This is a genomic window from Niveispirillum fermenti (genome assembly GCF_048066175.1).
In the GTDB taxonomy this organism is placed as follows: domain Bacteria; phylum Pseudomonadota; class Alphaproteobacteria; order Azospirillales; family Azospirillaceae; genus Niveispirillum; species Niveispirillum fermenti.
The window spans coordinates 270,785-292,576 of sequence record NZ_JBLTXA010000003.1 but is presented as its reverse complement, the minus strand read 5'-3'; the positions used below and the strand labels follow the sequence as shown (position 1 = coordinate 292,576).

At 65.3% G+C, this 21,792-nt stretch carries 16 protein-coding genes; 6 read left to right on the top strand and 10 right to left on the bottom strand.

Going from position 1 to position 21,792, the window contains the following annotated elements:
- Positions 1–103: 103 nt before the first annotated feature.
- Complete coding sequence (gene pgmG, locus ACM9LZ_RS04885; protein WP_416618219.1) at positions 104–1,498, bottom strand: phosphoglucomutase/phosphomannomutase PgmG; 1,395 nt, start codon at positions 1,496–1,498, stop codon at positions 104–106.
- Positions 1,499–1,670: 172 nt separating this feature from the next.
- Positions 1,671–2,552: a sterol desaturase family protein gene (locus ACM9LZ_RS04880; RefSeq protein ID WP_416618218.1), complete on the bottom strand. Its 882-nt coding sequence runs from the start codon at positions 2,550–2,552 to the stop codon at positions 1,671–1,673.
- A 107-nt stretch (positions 2,553–2,659) separates the two neighbouring features.
- On the opposite strand from ACM9LZ_RS04880, the gene ACM9LZ_RS04875 reads away from it, so the two are divergent.
- Positions 2,660–3,622 carry a patatin-like phospholipase family protein gene (locus ACM9LZ_RS04875; protein WP_416618217.1) on the top strand — a complete coding sequence of 321 codons (963 nt, stop codon included), beginning with the start codon at positions 2,660–2,662 and terminating at the stop codon, positions 3,620–3,622.
- Between the two features lie 98 nt (positions 3,623–3,720).
- Positions 3,721–4,932 (top strand): pentapeptide repeat-containing protein, encoded by a 1,212-nt coding sequence (locus ACM9LZ_RS04870; RefSeq protein WP_416618216.1) that lies wholly within the window; start codon positions 3,721–3,723, stop codon positions 4,930–4,932.
- 48 nt (positions 4,933–4,980) lie between these two features.
- Here the strand turns inward: ACM9LZ_RS04870 and ACM9LZ_RS04865 are convergent, their stop codons facing one another.
- Both ACM9LZ_RS04865 and ACM9LZ_RS04860 read right to left on the bottom strand, forming a co-directional pair.
- The gene (locus ACM9LZ_RS04865) at positions 4,981–5,925 is read right to left on the bottom strand and encodes an SAM-dependent methyltransferase (RefSeq protein ID WP_416618215.1); all 945 of its coding nucleotides are present in this window, start codon (positions 5,923–5,925) and stop codon (positions 4,981–4,983) included.
- 20 nt (positions 5,926–5,945) lie between these two features.
- The gene (locus ACM9LZ_RS04860; RefSeq protein WP_416618214.1) at positions 5,946–6,608 is read right to left on the bottom strand and encodes a LuxR C-terminal-related transcriptional regulator; all 663 of its coding nucleotides are present in this window, start codon (positions 6,606–6,608) and stop codon (positions 5,946–5,948) included.
- A 338-nt stretch (positions 6,609–6,946) separates the two neighbouring features.
- Here ACM9LZ_RS04860 and galU point away from each other — a divergent pair, with 338 nt between their 5' ends.
- Entirely contained in the window at positions 6,947–7,816 is an 870-nt protein-coding gene (gene galU, locus ACM9LZ_RS04855) for a UTP--glucose-1-phosphate uridylyltransferase GalU (RefSeq protein WP_416618274.1), read from the top strand.
- A gap of 198 nt (positions 7,817–8,014) precedes the next feature.
- Here the strand turns inward: galU and ACM9LZ_RS04850 are convergent, their stop codons facing one another.
- Together ACM9LZ_RS04850 and ACM9LZ_RS04845 are read right to left on the bottom strand one after the other, a co-directional pair.
- Positions 8,015–12,361 carry a translocation/assembly module TamB domain-containing protein gene (locus ACM9LZ_RS04850; RefSeq protein ID WP_416618213.1) on the bottom strand — a complete coding sequence of 1,449 codons (4,347 nt, stop codon included), beginning with the start codon at positions 12,359–12,361 and terminating at the stop codon, positions 8,015–8,017.
- 104 nt (positions 12,362–12,465) lie between these two features.
- Positions 12,466–14,271: an autotransporter assembly complex protein TamA gene (locus ACM9LZ_RS04845; RefSeq protein WP_416618212.1), complete on the bottom strand. Its 1,806-nt coding sequence runs from the start codon at positions 14,269–14,271 to the stop codon at positions 12,466–12,468.
- 337 nt (positions 14,272–14,608) lie between these two features.
- Between ACM9LZ_RS04845 and typA the strand changes: the two genes are divergently transcribed.
- A complete protein-coding gene (typA, locus tag ACM9LZ_RS04840; RefSeq protein WP_416618211.1) occupies positions 14,609–16,432 on the top strand; it encodes a translational GTPase TypA in 1,824 nt (607 codons plus the stop codon).
- 214 nt (positions 16,433–16,646) lie between these two features.
- Here the strand turns inward: typA and ACM9LZ_RS04835 are convergent, their stop codons facing one another.
- The 4 genes from ACM9LZ_RS04835 to fdxA form a co-directional block, all read right to left on the bottom strand.
- A complete protein-coding gene (locus ACM9LZ_RS04835) occupies positions 16,647–17,621 on the bottom strand; it encodes an RNA polymerase factor sigma-32 (RefSeq protein ID WP_416618210.1) in 975 nt (324 codons plus the stop codon).
- 365 nt (positions 17,622–17,986) lie between these two features.
- Positions 17,987–18,805, bottom strand: a complete 819-nt coding sequence (locus ACM9LZ_RS04830) for a metallophosphoesterase family protein (RefSeq protein WP_416618209.1) — start codon at positions 18,803–18,805, stop codon at positions 17,987–17,989.
- A 169-nt stretch (positions 18,806–18,974) separates the two neighbouring features.
- Positions 18,975–19,475 (bottom strand): CarD family transcriptional regulator, encoded by a 501-nt coding sequence (locus ACM9LZ_RS04825; protein ID WP_416618208.1) that lies wholly within the window; start codon positions 19,473–19,475, stop codon positions 18,975–18,977.
- A gap of 339 nt (positions 19,476–19,814) precedes the next feature.
- On the bottom strand, positions 19,815–20,147 hold the full coding sequence (gene fdxA, locus ACM9LZ_RS04820) for a ferredoxin FdxA (protein WP_416618207.1): 333 nt from the start codon (positions 20,145–20,147) through the stop codon (positions 19,815–19,817).
- A gap of 173 nt (positions 20,148–20,320) precedes the next feature.
- Here fdxA and ACM9LZ_RS04815 point away from each other — a divergent pair, with 173 nt between their 5' ends.
- Both ACM9LZ_RS04815 and modA read left to right on the top strand, forming a co-directional pair.
- Positions 20,321–20,944 (top strand): DUF938 domain-containing protein, encoded by a 624-nt coding sequence (locus tag ACM9LZ_RS04815; RefSeq protein WP_416618206.1) that lies wholly within the window; start codon positions 20,321–20,323, stop codon positions 20,942–20,944.
- Positions 20,945–21,021: 77 nt separating this feature from the next.
- Positions 21,022–21,789, top strand: coding sequence for a molybdate ABC transporter substrate-binding protein (modA, locus tag ACM9LZ_RS04810; protein ID WP_416618205.1), 768 nt, complete (start codon positions 21,022–21,024; stop codon positions 21,787–21,789).
- The last annotated feature ends 3 nt before the right edge of the window (positions 21,790–21,792 follow it).

Below are 21,792 nucleotides of genomic sequence, written 5' to 3'. Positions count from 1 at the left end.
CAACGGGCGGCTTTCCATGGGCCGGCATGTGCCCGGACGGAAAGGAAAAGGGCCGGCGGAACACCTCCACCGGCCCTTTCCCGCTTCTCAAGGGAATCGCTGATCAGAAATCGGCCGGAGCGGCAATGCCGCTGGCCGACAACTGACCCTTGATCGCATCCTTCAGCCGTTCCAGCCCGTCATTGGCGAACGCCTCGGCGCGCGCCACCAGCACGTCCTGGGTGTTGGAGGCGCGCAGCAGCCACCAGCCGTCCGGCGTCTTCACGCGCACACCATCAATGTCGTTCACCTCGATCCCGCCGGCGGCTGCCTCTTGCTTGACGCGGGCCTTGATCTCCTCCACCGCGGCGAACTTGCGTTCCTCGCTGACCTGGAACCGGACCTCCGGCGTGTTCAGCACATCGGGCAACTCGTCACGCAAGCACGACAGCCTGCCGCGGCGGGACACCAGGCCCAGCAGGCGGACGGCGCAGTAAAGCGCGTCGTCGAAGCCGTAATATTTGTCGGCGAAGAAGATGTGGCCCGACATCTCGCCGGCCAGCGGGCTGCCCGTCTCGGCCATCTTGGCCTTCAGCAGCGAATGGCCCGTCTTCCACATCAGCGGCTTGCCGCCCAGCTTGGCGATCTGGTCGAACAGGGTCTGGCTGGCCTTCACATCGGCGATGATGGTGGCGCCGGGGAACGCCTCCAGCACATCCTTGGAATAGATGGCGACCAACTGGTCGCCCCAGACGATGCGGCCGCGTTCATCGACGGCCCCGATCCGGTCGGCATCGCCATCGAACGCGATGCCCAGGTCCGCCTTCCGGTCGGCCACCTTGTGGATCACATCTTCCAGGTTCTCCGGAATGGTGGGGTCCGGGTGATGGTTGGGAAACGTGCCGTCGATCTGGTCGAACAGCAGCGTATGCGTGCCCGGTAGCTTCTTCACCAGGCGGCGCAGGATCTCCCCGGCCGCGCCGTTGCCATTGTCCCAGACGACGTTCAGATCGGCCGTGCCGTCATAATCCTGCGCCAGGCGGTCGACATAGGTGTCCTGGATGTCGATCGTCTCGTCCGTGCCATCGCCCGTGGCGAAATCGCCCGCCGCGGCGATCTGACCGATCTCCTGGATCTGGCTGCCATAGACGGGGCCCTTGCCCAGCATCATCTTGAAGCCGTTATAGTCGGGCGGATTGTGGGAACCGGTGATCATCACGCCGGCATCCAGCTTCAGATGACGCACCGTGAAATACAGCATGGGCGTCGGGCCCAGACCGATGCGCACCACGTGCAGACCGGTGGATTTCAGCCCTTCCACGGCCGCCGCCTCCAGTTCCGGTGAGGACAGGCGGCCGTCGAAGCCGATGGCCACCTTGCTGCCCCCGCCCCGCACCACCATGGTGCCGAATCCGCGGCCGATGGCACGGGCGTCGTCGGGTGTCAGCGTCTTGCCGATGATGCCGCGGATGTCATATTCGCGCAGGACCGTGGGATGGAACTTGTGCGCCAGGGTCATGTTTGGTTCACCCGAACTGATGTTGGTTAAGAGATGCGTCGCCCGCAGCAAAGCACATGGCGACGCGGCTCGCCAGCTTGTTCCAACGCGCAGAAGCGCAGATTGTTTCGCCACCGCGATGGTAGCGGTGGCGGTAGCACTACAGGACCGGCGAACACCACCGGCCGGCCCGTCAGGCCGCCTTCCGGCTGTTGAAGAAGTCTCGCCGGGCCCACGCCTTGAACGGGTAGGCAAGCTGGCCCAGGAAGGTGTCCGGCACCGGGTCCTTGCAGCCGATATTCACGGGCGGCTTGCGGTCGGCCGGCAGGTGGCGGGTCCCGAACACCACATCCCAGAGGATGAAGTTCTCGCCATAGTTCACATTGCCCTCGATCGGGTCGCGGTTGTGATGCCAGCGATGCAGTTCCGGTGTGGAGAACACCCAGTTCAGCGGGCCGCACCGCATGTCGACATTGCAGTGGGTCAGGAAGCCGATATAGGTGGTGATCGCCAGCACCCACAGAATGACATCCTTGGGCGCCCCCAGCACACCGGCGATGACCATGGCGAACGCCGTCTTCCAGAGGCTGTCCAGGAAATGGAAGCGCCCGGTATTGACAATCCACAGGCGGGTGACGCTGTGATGGATGGCGTGCCAATGCCAGATGGCGCGGAATTCATGGGCGGTGCGATGGGCCCAATAAAGCCCGAACTCCGCCGCGACCAGGGCCAGCAGCACCTGTGCCCACAGGGGCCAGTCGCCCGGCCAGAAGCCGCTGGCCGTCTGCGGCCCTGCATGGTCCAGCCCCGCGATGGCAATGGAAGCGGCGATCACCTGCCCCAGCCCCTTGTTCAGCAGCGTATGCGCGATGTCGTTGAAAAGCTGTCCATCGCTTCTCGCCCATTCCCGTTCATAAGGCATCACCCTTTCCAAAACCAACAGGGTGGCGGCCAGGCCGAAATAGGTCGCGTTGAAAGCCAGCACGGCATGACCCGACTGCCAGCCATACCAATAGCCGGCGATGCAGATAGCGACCAGAAAGGGCCACAGCAGATGGGCGATGACGACGCGCATCGGTCTTCCTTTTGGCGAGAACCCATGGATGTATTGCCGTTTGCGGCACTCTCGCGCAAGGTTTCCCGGTGTCGCAGGCGGCATTTCACAGGGATGGTTGGAATATCATGAAGATCGGGCTGGCTTTGGGCAGTGGGGCCGCGCGCGGCTGGGCACATGTGGGTGTGATGCGGGCGCTGGCAGAGTTCGGATTGAAGCCCGATGTCATCACCGGCACATCCGTGGGCGCGCTGGTCGGCGCCGCCTATCTGACCGACCTGCTGGACGAACTGCAGGAATATGCCCAGGGGTTCGGCATGCTGGATGTGCTGAAGCTGCTGGACCTCACCTTCTCCCGCGGGGGGCTGGTCAGCGTCGAAAAGGCTTATGACCGCTTCCGCAACGAGCGCACGGACGTACCCATCGAGTCGCTGCCCATCCCCTTCGCCGCGGTGGCCACGGACCTTTCCACGGGCAAGGAGGTGTGGCTGCGCGAAGGGCATCTGCTGGATGTCGTGCGCGCGTCTGCGGCGATACCCGGCATGTTTCCCGCCGTGCCGTTCCAGAACATGTGGCTGGCCGATGGCGCGCTGGTGAACCCGGTGCCCGTTTCCTTGTGCCGGGCGCTGGGGGCCGAGGTCGTGATCGCCATCAACCTGAACGGCGACCTGTCGCAGATGCCCCGCCTGTCCAAGGCGCAACTGGGCCCCGTCAATGTCAGCCTGCCTGAACATCCGATCGGGGAAACGCCCCCGGAAAAGCCACTGCGCGAAGTGGCCAAACCCCTGGCCAAGCTGGCGGCCAGACTGAACCAGGTGGGCGAGCACGCCCGCCAGTTCGCCACCCACCTGAAGCCCCTGCCCCGACCGCCAAGCCCCGGCGTGCTGGAGGTGATGGCCAGTTCGATCGACATCATGCAGGACCGGATAACCCGCTCCCGCCTGGCCGGAGAGCCGCCGGACGTGCTGATCACGCCGCGCATCGGCCATATCGGCATCCTGGAATTCGAACGCGCCGAGGAATTGATCGAGCTGGGCTATACCGCCGCCATCGCCATGCGGCCCGCCGTGGAACTGGCCATGACACGATAGGCGCGCGGCCCCGGCAGGAGGTGCCAACAGAACGATTTCCTTCCCTGATCATAAGTTGTATTATTATAAATAAATACAATTATAATCAGGGAAAGACCATGTCCGAAGTAACATCCAATTTTGGTTCCAATCCCGAAGACAATCCATTCTACCTGCTGGCCACCATCGACGGCGTCCCTGCCGCCGATGACCAGGACCGGATCAACGCCAATCGCATCGCCTGGAACCGCTACTATGCATCCTCAACCGGGCCAACCGCACCCGGCATTTCCGACGCGGAAAAAGTCCCCCTGACAGATGAGGAATTATCCGCGCTTCGCCGGAAATTTGCGGCGAGAGCCGATGGTCGATCCATCGCCCTCCCCTCCGTTTCGGAAAATATCAATTTCTCCGGGTGTATATTCGAGAAACCCGTATCTTTCCAAGGCTATGTTTTCCGCAGGAAATGCGACTTCAATAATACGACCTTCAAGGATGAAGCCAATTTCAGCAGCGTCGCGTTTGTCGGGGATGTAAATTTTGACGACTCAAAGCTGATGAAAATGGCCAAATTCAATAACTCGATATTCCATGAAAGGTCCAGTTTCTGCCGTACAGTCTTTTCCAATACGATTTATTTCGAGTCAGCCAAATTCCATAAGTCCACCAGCTTCGAGAATGCCGTGTTCGAGAAAAGCGTATACTTTGAGAGCGCAACCTTCGGCAGCAGCATTACCTTCGTCAATACAGAGATGAAGGCGCGCACTACATTCGAAAGATGCAATTTCAAACGCTATCCACCGGACTTTGCCGGCGCCAAACTGCACGAGGGCACCATATGGGAGGCAAAATTCCCCGCCCCGCCGACGCAGGGCGATGCAAGCCGGTTCATCATTGCCTATGAGCGTTTGAAGCTTGAAATGGACCGGCTGAAGAAGCATGAAGACGAACTGAAATTCTTTGCCATGGAACTTGAATGCCGCCGGGTCATCGCGCCTGATCGCAGCAAATGGCCGTTCCTTCTTTATCGCGTTCTTTGCAATTATGGACAGAGCTTCGTGCGGCCTTTCATATGGCTCATGGGGGTGATCATTGTCGGGGCCCTCCCACTCTGGTGGGTCAAGGAGCCTCGGGACCTGTTCCTGTCACTGGGGATCAGCACAGCCAATACGCTGGGCTCGCTCGGTCTGCGCAAGGATCTGATCGATCCGGAAACCCTGCAAGGCCTGCCGGATTGGGCATACTTGCTGAGCGGCCTGCAAACCGTTTTGGGACTGGTCCTGCTGTTCCTGATCAGCCTGGGCCTGCGTAACCGCTTCCGCATGCGGTAAGCGCCGGATGTACCCGCCTGCGACGAGGTCCCCCATCGCAGGCGGGTATCACGCATCCGCAGCCAGCCGTATCCAGGTCAACTCGTGCTTGTTCTGGCACAGGTGGACCAGTTGCGAACCTGGAATGGCGGCGAACGCGCGCGCCGTCTCATGGTCCGTTTCCCCCTGGAATTTCAGGGTGCAGACATAATTGCGCGCCAGTCCCGATAGCAGCCAGCCCTGGATCATGCGGTAAAGCCGCGAGGGGTAGCAGATCACGTCGCAGGCCAGCCAATCGACGGGTCCGATATCGGCGGGCTTGAGGCCGAAGGCGCTTTCCCGCCGTTCCGTGACACCGGGCAAGGCCGCGATGGCGGGGTCGAGCGGTGCCTTGTCCACGGCAATCACACGCGCGCCACAGCTTTGCATGACCCAGGTCCAGCCCCCGGGGCAGGCGCCCAGATCGATGCATTGTTCCCCCGGCTTCGGCGTATGGCCGATCCGGGTGAACGCCTCCCACAGCTTCAGATAGGCGCGGTTGGGAGGCGTGACCTTGTCCTCGACAAACTCGATCTCGCCATTGCGGAACGGGCTGGCGCAATGCGCCGCCGCCAGAATCGTATTTTCGTTCAGCAATGTCCAGGACCCCAGCGGCGCCGTCGGCGCCGGCGCCGGAAAGACCAGCGGCCGGGCCGAAACATGGGGCAGGTTATCCTGGATCAGTTGCGCGCGGCGGTGATGCTGGAAACCGTACAGCGCCCAATTGCGCTGGATGGCGCGCAGGGCCTTGGCCCCCTGCTTGATCGACTGGATCGGAATCAGAACCGGGTCGTACCAGACATTCTGCGCCCAGGCGGCCGGGCGCGGCGGCCCGTCGGCCAGCACCAGGCGCCCATGCACGGACCGCACGTCGCCCAGTTCGACCAAAAGCGGTTCCAGATAATCCTCGGCCGCCAGATAGGCAGTGGCCCCGAGCGGCGTTGCCGTCGGGGCCGTCACATCGGCATGCGTCATGCTTGACCCGTGCGGAGGGTTCAGGAGGGCATATCGCTGGACGCGATCACGGCCTGGGTGCGGTTGCGCACGCCCAGGCTGCGCATGACGGCCGTGACATGGATCTTCACGGTGCCTTCCGAAAGGCCCAGCTCATAGGCGATCTGCTTGTTCGACTTGCCTTCACGCAGGCAGCGCAACACATCGCGCTGACGCTGGGTCAGGGCAGGGGTGCCGCCGGCGCCACCGCCAGGACCCGGCGATACACCGGGGAGCCCGCCGGCACCACCCCCGACACCGGGCCCATCACCCAGCAGGGCAGCCGGCGGCACATAGACGCCACCGGAGAAGATCAGGTTCAGCGCCGACAGCATGATCTTCACGGAAGAGGATTTGGGGATATAGCCCGACGCGCCAGCATCCAGCGCGGCACGCACGTCGGCCTGCGATTCGGACGCCGAAACGATGACAACGGGGGTGCCGGCCTGCGCCTCGCACACTTCCTGGACACCATTGAAACCCGGAAAGCCCGGCATCTGCAGGTCCAGCAGGACCAGATCAAAATCCTGCCCATCCCGGGCCAGTTCCCGGACCTCATCGAACGTGCCCGCCTCGACAAAGCTGGCCTGGCTGTCCAATTGGGTCAAAAGTCGGCAAAGCCCTTCGCGAAACAACAGATGGTCGTCGCCTATCAGGATTTTCATTCGTCGATCCCAGCCCAATCATAAAACGTGCAGCCACCCGCCCGCGCCGCCCACGCAGGCCCCGGATGGCCATCCTTCCGATCCTGCCACTTTGTGGTCAGCATCACACCCTTAATAAATCAAAATCATGCGGCTGTCTGTGACAACTATCTCATTGCCGCCGTGTTGACAGGGAGGGGGCCAGTCATCCTGCCTCCCTTCCCCGACAAGCGGGGCCCGTTCTCCCGGCTTTGTTGCGAAGCGGGGGTCCGGCATGGCACAACAGGAGAAGGCACCCACGGTCTGAAGACCTGAAGGTGCGGGACAGATCGATCATGGCATTCAATACAGGCTCCAAGATGCCCCAAAAAGTGCGCAAGGCCGTATTCCCGGTCGCAGGTCTGGGCACCCGCTTCCTGCCGGCGACCAAGGCCATCCCGAAGGAAATGCTGCCCCTGGCCGACCGGCCACTGATCCAGCATGCCGTGGATGAGGCCAAGGCCGCCGGCATCGACCAGTTCTGCTTCGTCACCAGTCGCGGCAAGAGCCCGCTGGAAGACCATTTCGACCTCAATTACGAGCTGAACGAGACGCTGCGCCGTCGCGGCAAGGCCGAACTGCTGAAGATCGTCGAGGATATCCAGATCGAGTCGGGCTATCTCTCCTATGTCCGACAGGCCGAGCCGCTGGGCCTGGGCCATGCCGTCTGGTGCGCGCGCGAATTTGTGGGCAATGAGCCCTTTGCCGTGCTGCTGCCTGATGAGCAGGTGCTGGGAACCAGACCCTGCCTTGCGCAGATGATGGACGCCTATGAACAGGTCGGCGGCAATCTGTTGTCCGTGTTCGAGGTGCCGCGGGAACAGACGAACAAATACGGCATCCTCGACATCGCGTCGGAGGATGGAAAGCTGGTCGCCGTGAAGGGGCTGGTGGAGAAGCCGGACCCCGCCGTGGCGCCCAGCAACCTATCGATCCAGGGCCGTTACATCCTGCAGCCCGAGGTGTTCAAGCACCTGTCGGTGTTCGAGAAGGGCGCGGGCGGGGAGATCCAGTTGACCGACGCCATGGCCAAGCTGATCGGCAACCAGCCCTTCCACGGGTTCAAGTTCGAGGGCGAGCGCTTCGATTGCGGCGACAAGCTGGGCTTCGTGCTGGCCAATGTCGCCTATGCCCTGAACCGGCCCGACATGTCGGAGAAGGTGCGCACGGCATTGAAGGCGATGTTGTAGGACCGGCTTCCCGTCCGGCTTCGCGCAATGGTAAAAGCAAGGTGATAAAAAGGGGCGGGTGACCGCCCCTTTTTTCATGCCCTGATTTTCACACTCCAAAGCATGCCCTGCCGTCGCATCCCGCTTTTCGGGTGCCGTCCGTCCGGACCCGTGGAAGAGATCGGACGGGGCGAATGGCGGTCGGGGGACCGGCTCCGGTCAATAATCCCATTCGAACTGGATGCCCACCTTGCTTTCGGTCCCGACTTCGCCACGGGCCTTGATGTTCTGGGTGATGCCGTATTCCACCGTGGCCTTGCTCTGTCCGGTGCCCAGTTCCTGCTCGACGCCGATATAGATGTTGTCGCCGACATAGCGGCCGGCCGCGACCGTGCCGGCGCCCTGCCCGTCCTCGCTGCCCCGGAATTCAAGGCGATCCACGCCCAGGGAGCGTTTCACATTGTCCACGAATCCGGGACCACTGCCGAACAGGCCGGCAAGCTGGGCGGCACTTTGCGCCAACTGCACGGCCTCCAGCGCCGAAAGCTGACCGGCACCACGGTTGAACAGCAGCCGGGCCAGCACCTCATCCTCCGGATAGGGCGGTTCGGACGAGAGTTTCACCACGGGCTTCGACGGCCGCCCCGACACTTCCACGATGGCCGTCAACTCGCCCCGCTGGGTGCGGGCCGACACGTCCAGCGACGGGTCGAAGGCATTGTCGCCCATGAAACCGATATTGACACGCGACAGGGTGAAGGTCTGGCCCAGCAGCGCCATCTCGCCCTTGACCAGCGAGACGCCGCCGGTGACCAGTGGTGCCTCCGACGTGCCGCGCAGCTTCAGCGACGCCTTCAGTTCGGCATCCAGGCCCCGCCCGCTGACATAGATCTGGTTGGGCGCCTCGATATCCACATTGAAGCGGATGACCAGCTTGGGCGGCGGCGTGCCTTCCGGCGTGGCGTCGGCGCTGCTGACGGCACCCGGGGGCGGCACGCGGCGGGGATGGTTGATCTCCACCACCTTCAACTGCACGACAGAGGAGGGCAGTTTGTCCGGCATGCGGACATAGGCCTGCTGCACATCCACCCGGCCCGCGATGGTCACGTCGGTCAGGCTGCCCGTCACGGTGATGTCCGCACCGGCAATGGCCTCCACCATGTCGACATTGGTCAGCTTGGCCCGGTTGGCCTTCAGATGCAGGTCGATCTGCCGGTCGCCCAGTTCGGGACGCAATCCCAGCGACCCGGCCACGGTGACGGTGCCGCCGCCGGCGGTCCGGCCTTCGAATCGCTCGATGGAGAGGCCCTGGGTGTCGCCTGTCAGCACGGCCTGGATATCCGTGATCTGGGTGCCCCATTGCTGGTTCTCATACCGGGCATTCTCCAGCCGGACGGACCCGCTCAATTGCCGTTCCGCCAGCGTGCCCCCCAGGGTGAGGTCCAGAACCATCTGCCCGCCCAGCCGGTCGCCCGTGCTGGCCAGGAAATCATTCAGCCGCCGCAGGGCAAGGTTGCCTTCCAACCGGCCGCTGACGGGCTGGTCGGTGGGAATGGCGATGTTGGTCACCGATCCCTGCATGACCAGGGGCAGATCGCCCCGCGCCGTCAGGCCGACGCCGGACCCGGCGGAATCGACATGCGCCTCCAGCGCGACGCGGCCATCGCGCCAGGTCGCGGCCAGCGTCGCGCCGATGGGCGAAGGCCCGCGTTGCGCCTGCGGCGTCACGGCGAAATCGGTCAGTTTCAGCGACAGCGTGCCCCGCGGATCGCGCACATTGCCCGAAAGTTCGGCCGATCCGTCGATATGGCCGTAAAGTGTCAGGGTGGGGTCGATCAGGCGTACCCAGTTCAGCGGCACCCGCGACAGGGCCAGCCGTCCGTCGATACCACGAGCCGACAGGTCGGCCGTCAGGTCGATGCGCGCATCGCCGGCCAGCACGACCAGCCGGTCGACCCCGACCACCCCCTCGCCAAAGGCCAGGTCGGCCGGATTGGCCAGGTGGAAATCGGTATCGGCGTAGGTGCCGGACAGATCGCGCAGTCCCAGGCGGGTCACGCCGTCCTTGGCCCCCGTCGCCAACTGCGCAGCCATGGCCAGACGCAGCGGCGCCGCGCCGCGCTTGCCCGCCAGATCGAACCGCAGCGCCAGATCGGCCAGGGGTCCCTGCGCGCTGCCCGTGATCCGGTCCAGGTCCAACGTGCCGGCATCCACACCGGTGATGGTGAAGCCGGCATCCAGCGGATGGTCGCGGCCGGCGCCGTCAAGCCGGGCGGCCAGCGAGATGGTGGCGACGCGCTGCCCGTGCCAGCGGCGCCAGATCTCCTTGAAATCCGCCTTCAGGTCCAGCGACTGCCTGCCCTGTTCGGCCGACAGGGACAGGTCGATGGTGCCATTGCCCCAGACCTCGTCCCCCGCGATGAAGGCCAGGATGCCCAGGTCGGGCACCGTGCCCTGGAACCGGCCGCTGGCCAGTCCCGTGCCCGTGTCCAGCCGCAGCCCGCCCGTGAAACGGTTGATGCCAACCACGGCCTCCAGGTCAGCGACCTCCAGGATGCCGTCGGCCAGCGCCAGGTTGGTTTCCGCCGCGATGCGCTGACCGTTCAGCCTGGTTTCCAGCGTGGCACGGCCGTTGGGCGCCGTGGTCGCATTGGCCAGACGCGCGTCCAGGCGCGTGTCGGGCAGTCTCAGCCCGTCCAGCACCACACCATCGCCGCGCACCTCCAGTTCCAGGCTGTCCGCGACGGGGCTGCGCAGGCGGGCCGTGACCGCACCCACCATTTCCATGCCCAGCCCGCGCGACAGCGGCGACAGGTCCGGCACCTCCGCCGTGGCGTCGGCCGTGATGCCATCCGCCCCATAGCGGCCCTGGGCCGTCAGGCTCATCAGCGGGGTGCGCACCGACAGCGCGCGCAGCACCGTTTCCGCCCCTACCGTGATATCGGCCGTCAGTTCGGTGCGCCCGGCCAGCAATGCGTTGGCCTGGTCCTGGCCCACGCCCAGCCCGTCGGCCTGGCCCTTCAGCAGGACCGCCGTCTCGCCGTTGCGGCGGCGCACCGTGGCCTCTGCCGTCATGGCGCCGGACAGGGGCCGGCCGGCCATGTTGGACAGCGGCGCCAGATTGCGGGCCGCCATGTTGATGGCCAGATCGCCATCCTGACCCCAGCCGGTCAGTACACCCTTGGCCGTCGCGGTCATGGAAGTGCCGTTGAAGGCCAGTTGCGACAGATCGATACGGCCCGGGGCCGGCGTCAGGACGGCGCGCGTCACCATGGTGGCGCGCGGGCCTGTCAGGGTCGCCAGCGGCCCCGCCAGCCCCTGCAGCGCCATGTCGGCCGCAACGTCGATCTTTTCCATCCCCGGCTCGGCCTTCACGACACCCTTGATGCCCAGCGTCGCGGCCGTCAGGTCGGGCAGGACGACACGGTCCAGCACCATGTCGGTGGCCAGATGCGGCGCCTCCGGCGTGCCCGTCAGGGTCAGGCTGCCGCGCGCCGCGGCGAAGGCGGCCGGTGCCACCATCGGGTCCAGGGGTGCGGCGTCGGGCACCTCCACCCAGGCACCGACATTCAGCGCCCTTGTTTCAAGATCGAACTGGCCGCCGCCGGACACCCGGCCGATGGCGGCCTCGATCCCCACGCCGTCCAGCGCGATCAGCTTGCCCGGATCGATCAGGCCACCGGCCCCCACCTTCAGATCCGGCCCGACCAGGTCACGGATGGATGGCGGCAGCAGGGCCTGCATGTTGCCGGCAAGATCCAGGCCGAAGGTCAACTTGGTGCCGACGGGCCGGATACGGAATTCCGCGCGGGCATCGGCCTGATCGCCGGCCTTGGCCGTTGCCGTGCCGGTCCAGTCCGACAGGGTGCCGTCGCCCTGCAGCGTCAGCACGACGGCCGGCCGGCCGGGAATATCCAGCAGTTCCGCCAGCAGTCCGTTGCCTTCCTCCGTCGCCTCCGCCGCCAGGGTCAGCCTTCCGCCCGGCCGGTAGGCGCCGGATACGGCCAGCGTGCCCGGATGCTCGTCGATGCGCGCGATATCCAGCGCCCCGGCGCCGGCCAGTTCGCCCGATGGCAGATTGAGATGGCCCGATACGGTCAGCAGCGCCGGCTCCCCGCCCAGCAGCGCAGCGCCCAGCGTCACCCGCCCCACCGCCAGCCGGTCCACCGTCACGGAAACGGGGAGACGCAACGGCGTGGTTCCGGCTTCCGTCTGGTCGGGCGACGGCAGGGGCTGACGGGCCACATCCACCGTCGCAGCCCCGACCTTCGCCACCTCCAGCGACCGGCCGAGCAGCGGCCAGGGGGTCCAGTCCAGCCTCGCATCGGTGACAATCAGCCAGATGCCGTCGGCATCGGCCATCGTCACGCGGGCCAGGCGCAGGTCGAAGATGGAGCCGTCCGCCCCCTCCACGACCAGCCCCGGCACGGCCTTCTGTGCCTGTGCCAGGATGACGTCACGCCCCGATGGCGTGGACAGCCAGATACCGGCGCCGATGACCAGCAGCAAAACCAGTGCCAGAAGCCCCGCCAGGCCGGCGGCGATCCAGATCAGGACAGCGCGCATGGGGCCTCCCCGTACTTTTCCGGCAGCTTCGACAGGCGGGCCGGCGGATGATCCGCCGCGGCCGGAAGGGCATCAGCCCGGATGGCGTCCATTCCCCCCACCCCCTAGAATGCCTGTCCGATGGAGATATAGAACTGGAAGGTCTTGTCGCCTGTCCGCCGGTTCAGCGGCACGGCCACGTCCACACGGATGGGGCCGATGGGCGTGTAGTAGCGTCCGCCCACACCCGCGGCATAACGAAGCCCCTGACCCAGCTTGGGATATTCGGTCGTGTAGACGTTGCCGGCATCCACGAAGGGCACGACCCCGATATTCTCCGTCACCTTGATGCGCATCTCGGCCGACATCTCCAGCAGCGATACGCCCCCCAGCGGGTCGCCCAGCGCATCGCGCGGCCCCACCTCCTGATAGCCATAGCCACGGATGGACCCGCCGCCGCCGGCATAGAAACGCTTGTCGGCCGGCACATCCAGCAGGCCGCCGCCGATCACGGCACCATAGACGCCGCGCAGCGCGGCGACGTAATCGCCATTGTCGCTGAAATCGAAATAGGTGCTGCCCCCCACCCGCGCGATGGCGAAGCTGTTGCTGTCACCCAGTGCTGCCAGATAGGGCGTGACCGCGCCGGACAGACGGAATCCCTTGGTCGGATTCAAAAGATCGTTCGACCGGTCCCAGTTCAGCGCCAGCGGAATACCGACGAGGGTGTTGGAGGTCTTCTGCGTGTTTTCCGCCACGCGGGATTGTTCTGCCGTCACGCCCAGGCTGGCCGTCAGCCCCTTTGACAGCCGTCGTTCCACGGCTGCCGTCAGGACAAGCGCCTTGCGCCGGTAGGCATCGGGCCGTTCCGACAATGCTTCCGCCGAGAGGTTAAGGGACTGGCCTCTGGACAGGAAGTCTGGCTGCATGAAGGAGGTGCCCAGGCGGTAGTCGAAATCGCTGGCACTCGTCTCCCCCCGGCGGGAGATACCGGCCAACCGCGCATCGACACGGAACCGTTCGGCATTGCCCAGGAAATTGCGATCACCCCAATAGGCGTTGGCACCAAATCCATCCTCGGTTCCGTAATCGGCGCCGAATCCCACGAAATTCATGGCCCGTTCGGCCAGGTCGACCATCACGGGCGCCTGCTGGTCGGGCGTCGGCTCGTCCGCCAGCCGCAGCCGGACGGAGGAGAAGACCCCCAGGTCGGCCAGGGCCTGCCGGCCCTCCTCCATCGTGGCCGGATGGTAATCGTCGCCCACGCGCCAGGGCAGGCGCCGGCGGGCCGCCCTCTCCGACACTTCCTCCAACCCGTTGATCGTGATGGGACCGAAGGTGACCTTCGGTCCCGGATCGACAACATAGGTCACATCCATGCCACGAGTGGCATGATCGACCACCAGCTTGCGATCCAGCAGCCGGGCATAGGCATAGCCGCGTTCGGCGAAGCGCGGCAGGATGCGGCTTTCAGCATCGATGACCGCCGGCGCCCGCGCCACGGCCCCGACGGGCAACCCCAGCCCGTCGGCCAGCGGCGCCCCTTCCGGCAGGGACGCACCGTCCGCCGACACCAGGGAGACCCGCGTCACGCGATAGGGGCTGCCCTCCTCCACCTTGATCACGACGGTGGCAGGGGAAACGTCGGTGTCGATCTCTGCCACGACCAGCGCGTCGTAGAAGCCTTCGGACCGCAGCGCCGCCTTGAACCGGTCCAGATCCGCGTCGGCCCGGCGTCCCAGCCCGATGGGGGAAGGGGGCGGCTCGTCCTGCAGCTCCACAAGGCTGGAGACGTTCCGCATGAGGTCCGACAGGGCCGGCTGGTCGTCGATCCCTTCGATCACCACCTTATAGGGGGTCTGCTGTGCCTGCGCGACGGTCGCCACAGGCAGCGCCGCCGTCGCCAGCACCAGCATCCATTTCCGTGCCATGGGCGTTGCCATATCCTCCCCCGGTTGCCTTGCCATGGTGGCACGGGTGGGCGCGGGCTTTCCAGGGGTAAGCTCGTCCACTTTCGGAGTAGGCCCCCCGGCAGCCCCCGGCCGAAGGTCTGAAACGCAAGGCAGCCCCCCGTTCCCGGCCCTAGCCGGACGGTGCCGTCATCGTTATATTGCGCCGCGACATCAGCCCGGCCACCCCTGTTCCGCCGCCCGATCCCGGGCGGGACGACAAAGGTGGCCGGGCGTTTTTCATGCGCGAACCCCGATCCGGCGGACATAGTCATTGGGCGGCGCGCGACCAGCACCAGGCACGCAGGACCGTACCCTCATGCAATTGCGCAATATCGCCATCATCGCCCACGTCGACCACGGCAAGACCACCCTGGTGGACATGCTGCTGAAGCAGTCCGGCACCTTCCGCGAAAACCAGCAGGTCGCCGAGCGCGCCATGGACAGCAACGACCTGGAGCGTGAGCGCGGCATCACGATCCTGGCCAAGTGTACGTCCGTCGTCTGGAACGACGTGCGCATCAACATCGTCGACACGCCCGGCCACGCCGATTTCGGCGGCGAGGTGGAGCGCATCTTGAACATGGTCGACGGTGTCTGCCTGCTGGTGGACAGCGCCGAAGGCCCGCTGCCGCAGACCAAGTTCGTGCTGGGCAAGGCCCTGAAGCTGGGCATGCGCCCCATGGTCGTCGTCAACAAGATCGACCGTCAGGACGCCCGCCCCGACGAGGTCCACAACGAGATCTTCGATCTGTTCGCCTCGCTGGACGCCTCCGACGAGCAGCTTGATTTCCCCACGCTGTTCGCGTCGGGCCGCAACGGCTGGGCCGTGGTCGACCTGAATGACGAGCGCAAGGACCTGACGCCGCTGTTCGAACTGGTCGTCAACCATGTGCCGCCGCCCAAGGTCGACAGTGTCGATGAGCCCTTCACCATGCTGGCCACGACGCTGGAAGCCAACCCCTATCTGGGCCGCATCCTGACGGGCCGCATCCAGTCGGGCCGCATCAAGACCAACATGGCGATCAAGTCCCTGTCGCGCGACGGCAAGCTGATCGAGCAGGGCCGCGCGTCGAAGGTGCTGGCCTTCCGCGGGCTGGAGCGCGTGCCCGTGGAAGAGGCGCAGGCGGGTGACATCGTCGCCATCGCCGGCCTGGTGAAGACCACGGTCGCCGACAGCATCGTCGACATGAGCGTCGAGAACGCCCTGCCGGCGCAGCCGATCGATCCGCCGACGCTGGCCATGACCTTCTCGGTCAATGACAGCCCGCTGGCCGGCCGCGAAGGCGACAAGGTCACCAGCCGCATGATCCGCGACCGCCTGATGCGCGAGGCCGAAGGCAACGTCGCCCTGCGCATCCGCGAGACGGACAATGCCGACGCCTATGAGGTCGCCGGCCGCGGTGAACTCCAGCTCGGCATCCTGATCGAGACCATGCGCCGCGAGGGCTTCGAGCTGTCGATCAGCCGTCCCCGCGTGGTCATGAAGACCGACGCCAACGGCCAGCGCCAGGAGCCGATCGAGGAAGTCGTCGTCGACGTGGACGAGGAATTTTCCGGCGTCGTCGTCCAGAAGGTTGCCGAGCGCAAGGGCGAGATGCTGGAAATGCGTCCGTCGGGCGCCGGCAAGGTCCGTCTGGTGTTCCATGTCCCGTCCCGCGGCCTGATCGGCTATCAGGGTGAATTCCTGACCGATACGCGCGGCACGGGCGTCATGAACCGCCTGTTCCATGATTACGCCCCCTTCAAGGGCCCGATCCCCGGCCGCCGCAACGGCGTGCTGATCTCCAATTCCGATGGCGAGGCCGTGGCCTATGCGCTGTGGAACCTGGAAGATCGCGGCCCGATGATGATCGAGCCCGGCTGGAAGGTCTATGAAGGCATGATCGTCGGCGAGCATACCCGCGAGAACGACCTTGAGGTCAATGTTCAGAAGGGCAAGAAGCTGACGAACATCCGCACCACCAGCAAGGATGAAGCCGTCGTCCTGACGCCGCCCATCCGCATGTCCCTGGAAAAGGCCCTGGCCTATATCCAGGATGATGAACTGGTGGAAGTGACGCCGAAATCCATCCGGCTGCGCAAGAAGCTGCTGGACCCCAACGCCCGCAAGCGTGCCGAGCGTCAGGCCGAAGCCGGCTGATCCCCGGCCCCTCGTCCGGGACCATGACACGAAACCCCCCGCCGGTGATGCCGGCGGGGGCTTTTGTCTTGTCGGGGATGGTCAGCCCCACGGGATACGATGCAGGGCGGTCGCCGCCGCGCCGCTCGTGCGGCGTATCCAAGCCAACGAATGTTGGCGCCGGCAATTGAAGGCGGTGATCAGAACCAATTGGCTCTGATCACCGCAAATTGTATCACGCCTCCATCAACAGATCCCTGCCATCGGCCACACGCTTCATCATGCTGGCGCGCAGCTTATTGAGGGCACGGCTCTCCAGCTGGCGTACCCGCTCCTTGGAAACGCCCAGCGCCTTGCCCAGTTCCTCCAGCGTGGCCCCCTGGTCGCGCAGGCGGCGCTCGGCGATGATGCGGCGTTCCCGCGGCGACAATTCCCCCAGCGCGGCGGCCAGCCAGCGTGACCGCATGCGGCCATCGCGCGTGCCGATGGCCACCTCTTCAGGATCGGGCCGGGTGTCCGCCAGGAAATCCTGCCATTGCGCATCGCCGTCGGCGGCCATGACGGCGTTCAGCGACTGGTCGCTGCCCGATAGCCGTGCCTCCATGCTTTCCACTTCGGCCACCTCGACATCCAGCTCCCGGGCAATCTCCTGTCGGGCCATGTCGGACAGGCGCTCACCGGACGGATTGTCGGCGATCTTCGCGCGCAGCCGGCGCAGGTTGAAGAACAGCGTCTTCTGCGCCGCCGTCGTGCCCGTGCGCACGATGGACCAGTTGCGCAGGATGTGATCCTGGATGGCCGATCGGATCCACCAGGCCGCATAGGTTGAAAAGCGCACGTCGCGCTCCGGCTCGAACCGGCTGGCGGCCTGCATCAGACCGACATTCCCCTCCTGCACCAGATCCCCGGAGGGAATGCCGTAATGGCGGAAGCGGGCAGCCATGGAGACGACCAGGCGGGTATAGCTGCGTACCAGTTCATGCAGCGCCTTCTGATCCCCATTCTCGCGCCAGCGGCGAGCCAGTTCCATTTCATGGTCGCGCGCCAGAAGCGGCGCGCGCATGGCGCTACGGATGAAGGCCAGGTTGGCCCGCTGGGTCTCGGGATCATCAATATGCGCCATCGCCGCCTGCTCCGTCGCTGTCGCGGGCCGGCCCGTCACGGGCCGGTTCTCGAAGCTTGGTACGCAGCGGCCTGACGGGCGGATCACCGCCCGTCGTTATTTTTTCATCATGCGGGTGAAGGCAGGAGGGTTGAGCCTGCGCGGGGCGGCCTCCCGCGCCCAACCTGCCATATATTCATGTGCCGAATAGTTCGGTGAAATGCTTATACTATTTTGCGGTGACCAGAACCTATAGGTTCTGGTCACCGCCCTCAATTGCCGGCGCCAACATTCGTTGGCTTGGCTGCGCCGCACGAGCGGCGCGGCGGCAGTCGCCGCCGGACCAACTTGCGATGAGTTCCACTCACCGCAAGTTGGTATTAACCGCCGCACGGGCTCAGGTATCCCCGGTTCCGGGATTCTCCCGTCACTCAGGCATACCAAAGAGCTTTCTCAATGCCCCTTAATACCAATCAGGCTTCGACCAGTTCAAGCATCCGCCCGTCGGGGGCGAAACAGGCGCAGATCAGCCGGCCACCGAAACCGGCACCGCCATCCAGGCTGGCCGTGAAATCCGTCACGGTCGGACCCGGCGCATGCGTGGGGTCATAGCCGCGGACCACCCGGCGGAAGCCGTTATAGGGGGCATCGATGCGGGCGAAACTGCCCCCGCCCCACCAGAAGGTATCGGCCTGCATATGCAGCGGCTTGGCCGGGTCCAGCCCGGCGCTGACGAACAGCAGGTCGGTCGGCGCCCCGTCCGCCGCGCTGGTGTAGGCACAGCGGCGCAGCGCGCTCAAAAGATTGTCGTGGCCGGGCGAGGCGCGCAGGGCGGCCCGCAACTCCCCCGTCCAGCGCGAGAGCGATACCGCGCCATCCCGGGCCGCCGCCAGGCCATAGGCCGCCGTGCCGCCATAGGCCGCCAATGTGGCATCCAGCCCCTGCCCCACCATCCATTGCAGCACGGCAGCCGGGTCGGGCGCGAACTGGAGCTGCAACAGCTTGTGCCACATTTCCTCCTGTCCGCCACGCAGATAGGTGATGTCAGTCACCACCACCCCCCGCATGGCCAGGACGTGCCGGCGGAAGGACAACAACTCCTCGATCGTGTCCCGCACGGCAGCACCGCGGCCGATCATGTTGCCCAGATAGACCAGCCGGTCGCCCGGCTGGAACCGGCGGCCGATATCATCATGCAGCGCGGCCAGCCGCGCCGCCTCCCCATGCACAGACCCCACGGCCCACACATGGCGGGGCCGACCCAGCAAGGCATATTTGCGATCGTCCGACATCTGATTCCGGCGGCTGGCAACGAGGTTCGCAGTGTAGAGCCTGCGGCGGTGCAAAAAAAGAGGCGTCCCGTTCTAGGACGCCTCTTTCATACTAAATAGCCCATCCGGGTAAGAACGGGATGCTTCATCTTGTGTCCGGCACCATTGGAACGGGCCGTGACAGAAGGGATCAGGCGGCCTTGCTCAACACGGCTTCCAGCTTCTCCGTCGCCTTGCGCTCGTCGATCTTCTCGACAACCGCCAGTTCACGGGCCAGGCGCTCCAGCGCGGCATGATAAATCTGCCGTTCGCTGTAGGACTGGTCGGACTGGTCCTCACCGCGATAAAGGTCGCGCACCACCTCGGCGATGGAGACGGGGTCGCCGGAATTGATCTTCGCCTCATATTCCTGGGCGCGGCGGCTCCACATGATGCGCTTCACCTTGCTGGGACCCTGCAGGGTCTCCATCGCGGCCTTGATCCGGTCCTTGGTGGACAGGCGGCGCAAGCCGGAAGCCTTGGCCTTCGCCACCGGAACCTTCAGCGTCATCCGTTCCTTTTCGAACTGGATGGCATAGAGCGTGACATTGATGTCAGCGATGCTGTGGTTCTCGATCCCGATGATCTGGCCCACACCGTGGGCCGGATAGACAACGTGATCACCAGTGGTGAAATCTAGGCTCTCAGACATGTTCGGTTTGCTCTCTTTTTCCGCGCGGGCTGCGCGCCACGGGAACAAAAAACTCGGAGCCCCGACCGCACGGGCGGCGGGACACGGATCGTCACACATGCTCTGGCGATAGCGGATGGCTTACATGTCCGCCGCCACTCTCAGGGCGCCGTGCCGATCCTCGCTTGAACATCAATATAGTCGATGTTACGCCAAGATGACAGACCCAGAAGGCCCCAATCGCAGAAAGTTCCGCGGGGGACACGTTATGTCGGTCATGCACCGGCCGCATGGGCGAACGCGAAACACTGTTCCAGCGGTGCATCGGCGGGGCGAGTCGCAGCCCCCTTGCGAGGCCGTTTACTTGCCAGGCTTGTCGCTGAAATACTTGGCATACTTGTCCGGCACGCCCTTCCAGTCGTCGGCATCGGACAGGGCCGGCTTCTTACGATTGATATTGGGCCATTGCGCGGCGTATTCGCGGTTCATCTCCAGCCACTGCTCGGCACGCGGATCGGTGTCGGGCAGGATGGCTTCAGCCGGGCATTCCGGTTCGCAGACGCCGCAATCGATGCACTCGTCCGGGGCGATGACCAGCGTATTCTCACCTTCATAGAAGCAGTCCACCGGGCAGACTTCGACGCAATCGGTGTACTTGCACTTGATGCAGGCTTCGGTGACGACGTAGGGCATCCCCAAACACTCCACAAAAACGGGCCGGCGCGCGCCGCAGATCGATCAAGGGGGAGAGGTAGACAATCAAGGCCGGCAGCGCAACTGCTTCCATGGTGCCATCCCCTGCGACCCGGACATGCGCAGGCCAAGGGGCTTGGCGGGCTGCCGGCTTCCGGCATAGCTTGGTTCCCATGATGACCGACGACAAGCGCCACGCGCCCGCCACCCTGCGCAACCGCCAGCCGCTGCTGGAGGCCCTGCGTCCCCGCCTGCCCGAAACCGGCCTGCTGCTGGAAATCGCCAGCGGCAGCGGGGAACATGCCCTGTTCCTGGCCGCGAACCTGCCGGGCCTCATCATCCAGCCCAGCGATCCCGACGGGGCGGCCCGCGCCAGCATCCGCGCCTGGGCGGCAGAGGCGGCATTGCCCAACCTGCGCCCGCCGCTGGCCATCAATGCCACCCAGCCCGACAAGTGGTCCGACGAATGGCCCGGCAGCGCGGCACCGGACGCGATATTGTGCGTGAACATGATCCATATCGCACCGTGGCAGGCCGCCATCGGCCTGTTCACGGGCGCCGGCCGGCTACTGTCGCCGGGGGCGCCGCTGCTGCTCTACGGACCCTATCGCCGTGACGGACGGCACACGGCCGACAGCAACGCTGCCTTTGACGCCGACCTGCGCGCCCGCAACCCCGCCTGGGGCGTGCGCGACCTGGAAACGGTGGCGGAACTGGCCGACAGTCAGGGGTTCGGGGCGCCCGACATCATCCAGATGCCCGCCAACAACCTGACGCTCTGCTTCCGGCGGCGATAGACAGTGGAATGCGCTATCGTTGTATTTAACAAAACATAACGATAATCTGCCCTTCCCGACCCCGCCGGAGTGGCCCCATGCTGCGTTCCCGCCTGTCCCGCCTGCTGATCGCCCTTTCCCTGCTGCTGGCGCCGGCCGCCGCGGCACGCGATGCCAGCGTCTATGCCGCCGCCAGCCTGCGGACCGCGCTGGACCAGGCGCTGGCCGGCTACAAGGAAAGGGCCGGCGCGGATGCCACGGCGGCCTATGCCGCCTCGTCCGCCCTGGCCCGGCAGATCGAGGCGGGGGCGCCTGCCGATATTTTCATCTCCGCCGATCAGGAATGGATGGACCATCTGGAGAAGACCGGGCTGATCCAGCCCGACAGCCGCCGCACCTTCCTGGGCAATCAGCTCGTGCTGGTCGTGCAGCGGTCACAGGCCAGGCGGCTGACAGTGGATGGGGACCTGGACATCCTTGGCCTGCTGGCCGGCAACCGGCTTGCGGTGGGCGATGTCAACGCCGTGCCGGCCGGCCGCTATGCCAGGGCCGCCCTGACCAGCCTGGGCCTGTGGGACAAGGTGCAGGACCGGCTGGCCCCGGCGGAGAATGTACGCGCCGCCCTGGCGATGGTGGCACGTGGCGAGGCGGGGGCCGGCATCGTTTATGCCACGGATGCGCGGGTGGAGCCCGGCGTCGCCATCGTCGGTATTTTCCCGGCCGGCAGCCATCCGGCCATCGAATATCCGATCGCCCTGGTCAAGGGGGCGGATGCGGCCACGGCCCGGCCGTTGCTGGACTATCTCCTGTCCGAGGATGGCCATCGCCATTTCACGAACCAGGGCTTCACGATACTGGCCAGGTAAGTG

What these genes read in the sequence shown, in the direction of transcription:
- fdxA (WP_416618207.1), bottom strand. Translation starts at nt 20,147, where the DNA reads ATGCCCTACGTCGTCACCGAAGCCTGCATCAAGTGCAAGTACACCGAT.
- ACM9LZ_RS04815 (WP_416618206.1), top strand. Translation starts at nt 20,321, where the DNA reads ATGATGACCGACGACAAGCGCCACGCGCCCGCCACCCTGCGCAACCGC.
- ACM9LZ_RS04860 (WP_416618214.1), bottom strand. Translation starts at nt 6,608, where the DNA reads ATGAAAATCCTGATAGGCGACGACCATCTGTTGTTTCGCGAAGGGCTT.
- modA (WP_416618205.1), top strand. Translation starts at nt 21,022, where the DNA reads ATGCTGCGTTCCCGCCTGTCCCGCCTGCTGATCGCCCTTTCCCTGCTG.
- typA (WP_416618211.1), top strand. Translation starts at nt 14,609, where the DNA reads ATGCAATTGCGCAATATCGCCATCATCGCCCACGTCGACCACGGCAAG.
- ACM9LZ_RS04845 (WP_416618212.1), bottom strand. Translation starts at nt 14,271, where the DNA reads ATGGCACGGAAATGGATGCTGGTGCTGGCGACGGCGGCGCTGCCTGTG.
- ACM9LZ_RS04850 (WP_416618213.1), bottom strand. Translation starts at nt 12,361, where the DNA reads ATGCGCGCTGTCCTGATCTGGATCGCCGCCGGCCTGGCGGGGCTTCTG.
- ACM9LZ_RS04865 (WP_416618215.1), bottom strand. Translation starts at nt 5,925, where the DNA reads ATGACGCATGCCGATGTGACGGCCCCGACGGCAACGCCGCTCGGGGCC.
- galU (WP_416618274.1), top strand. Translation starts at nt 6,947, where the DNA reads ATGCCCCAAAAAGTGCGCAAGGCCGTATTCCCGGTCGCAGGTCTGGGC.
- ACM9LZ_RS04870 (WP_416618216.1), top strand. Translation starts at nt 3,721, where the DNA reads ATGTCCGAAGTAACATCCAATTTTGGTTCCAATCCCGAAGACAATCCA.
- ACM9LZ_RS04830 (WP_416618209.1), bottom strand. Translation starts at nt 18,805, where the DNA reads ATGTCGGACGATCGCAAATATGCCTTGCTGGGTCGGCCCCGCCATGTG.
- ACM9LZ_RS04875 (WP_416618217.1), top strand. Translation starts at nt 2,660, where the DNA reads ATGAAGATCGGGCTGGCTTTGGGCAGTGGGGCCGCGCGCGGCTGGGCA.
- ACM9LZ_RS04880 (WP_416618218.1), bottom strand. Translation starts at nt 2,552, where the DNA reads ATGCGCGTCGTCATCGCCCATCTGCTGTGGCCCTTTCTGGTCGCTATC.
- pgmG (WP_416618219.1), bottom strand. Translation starts at nt 1,498, where the DNA reads ATGACCCTGGCGCACAAGTTCCATCCCACGGTCCTGCGCGAATATGAC.
- ACM9LZ_RS04825 (WP_416618208.1), bottom strand. Translation starts at nt 19,475, where the DNA reads ATGTCTGAGAGCCTAGATTTCACCACTGGTGATCACGTTGTCTATCCG.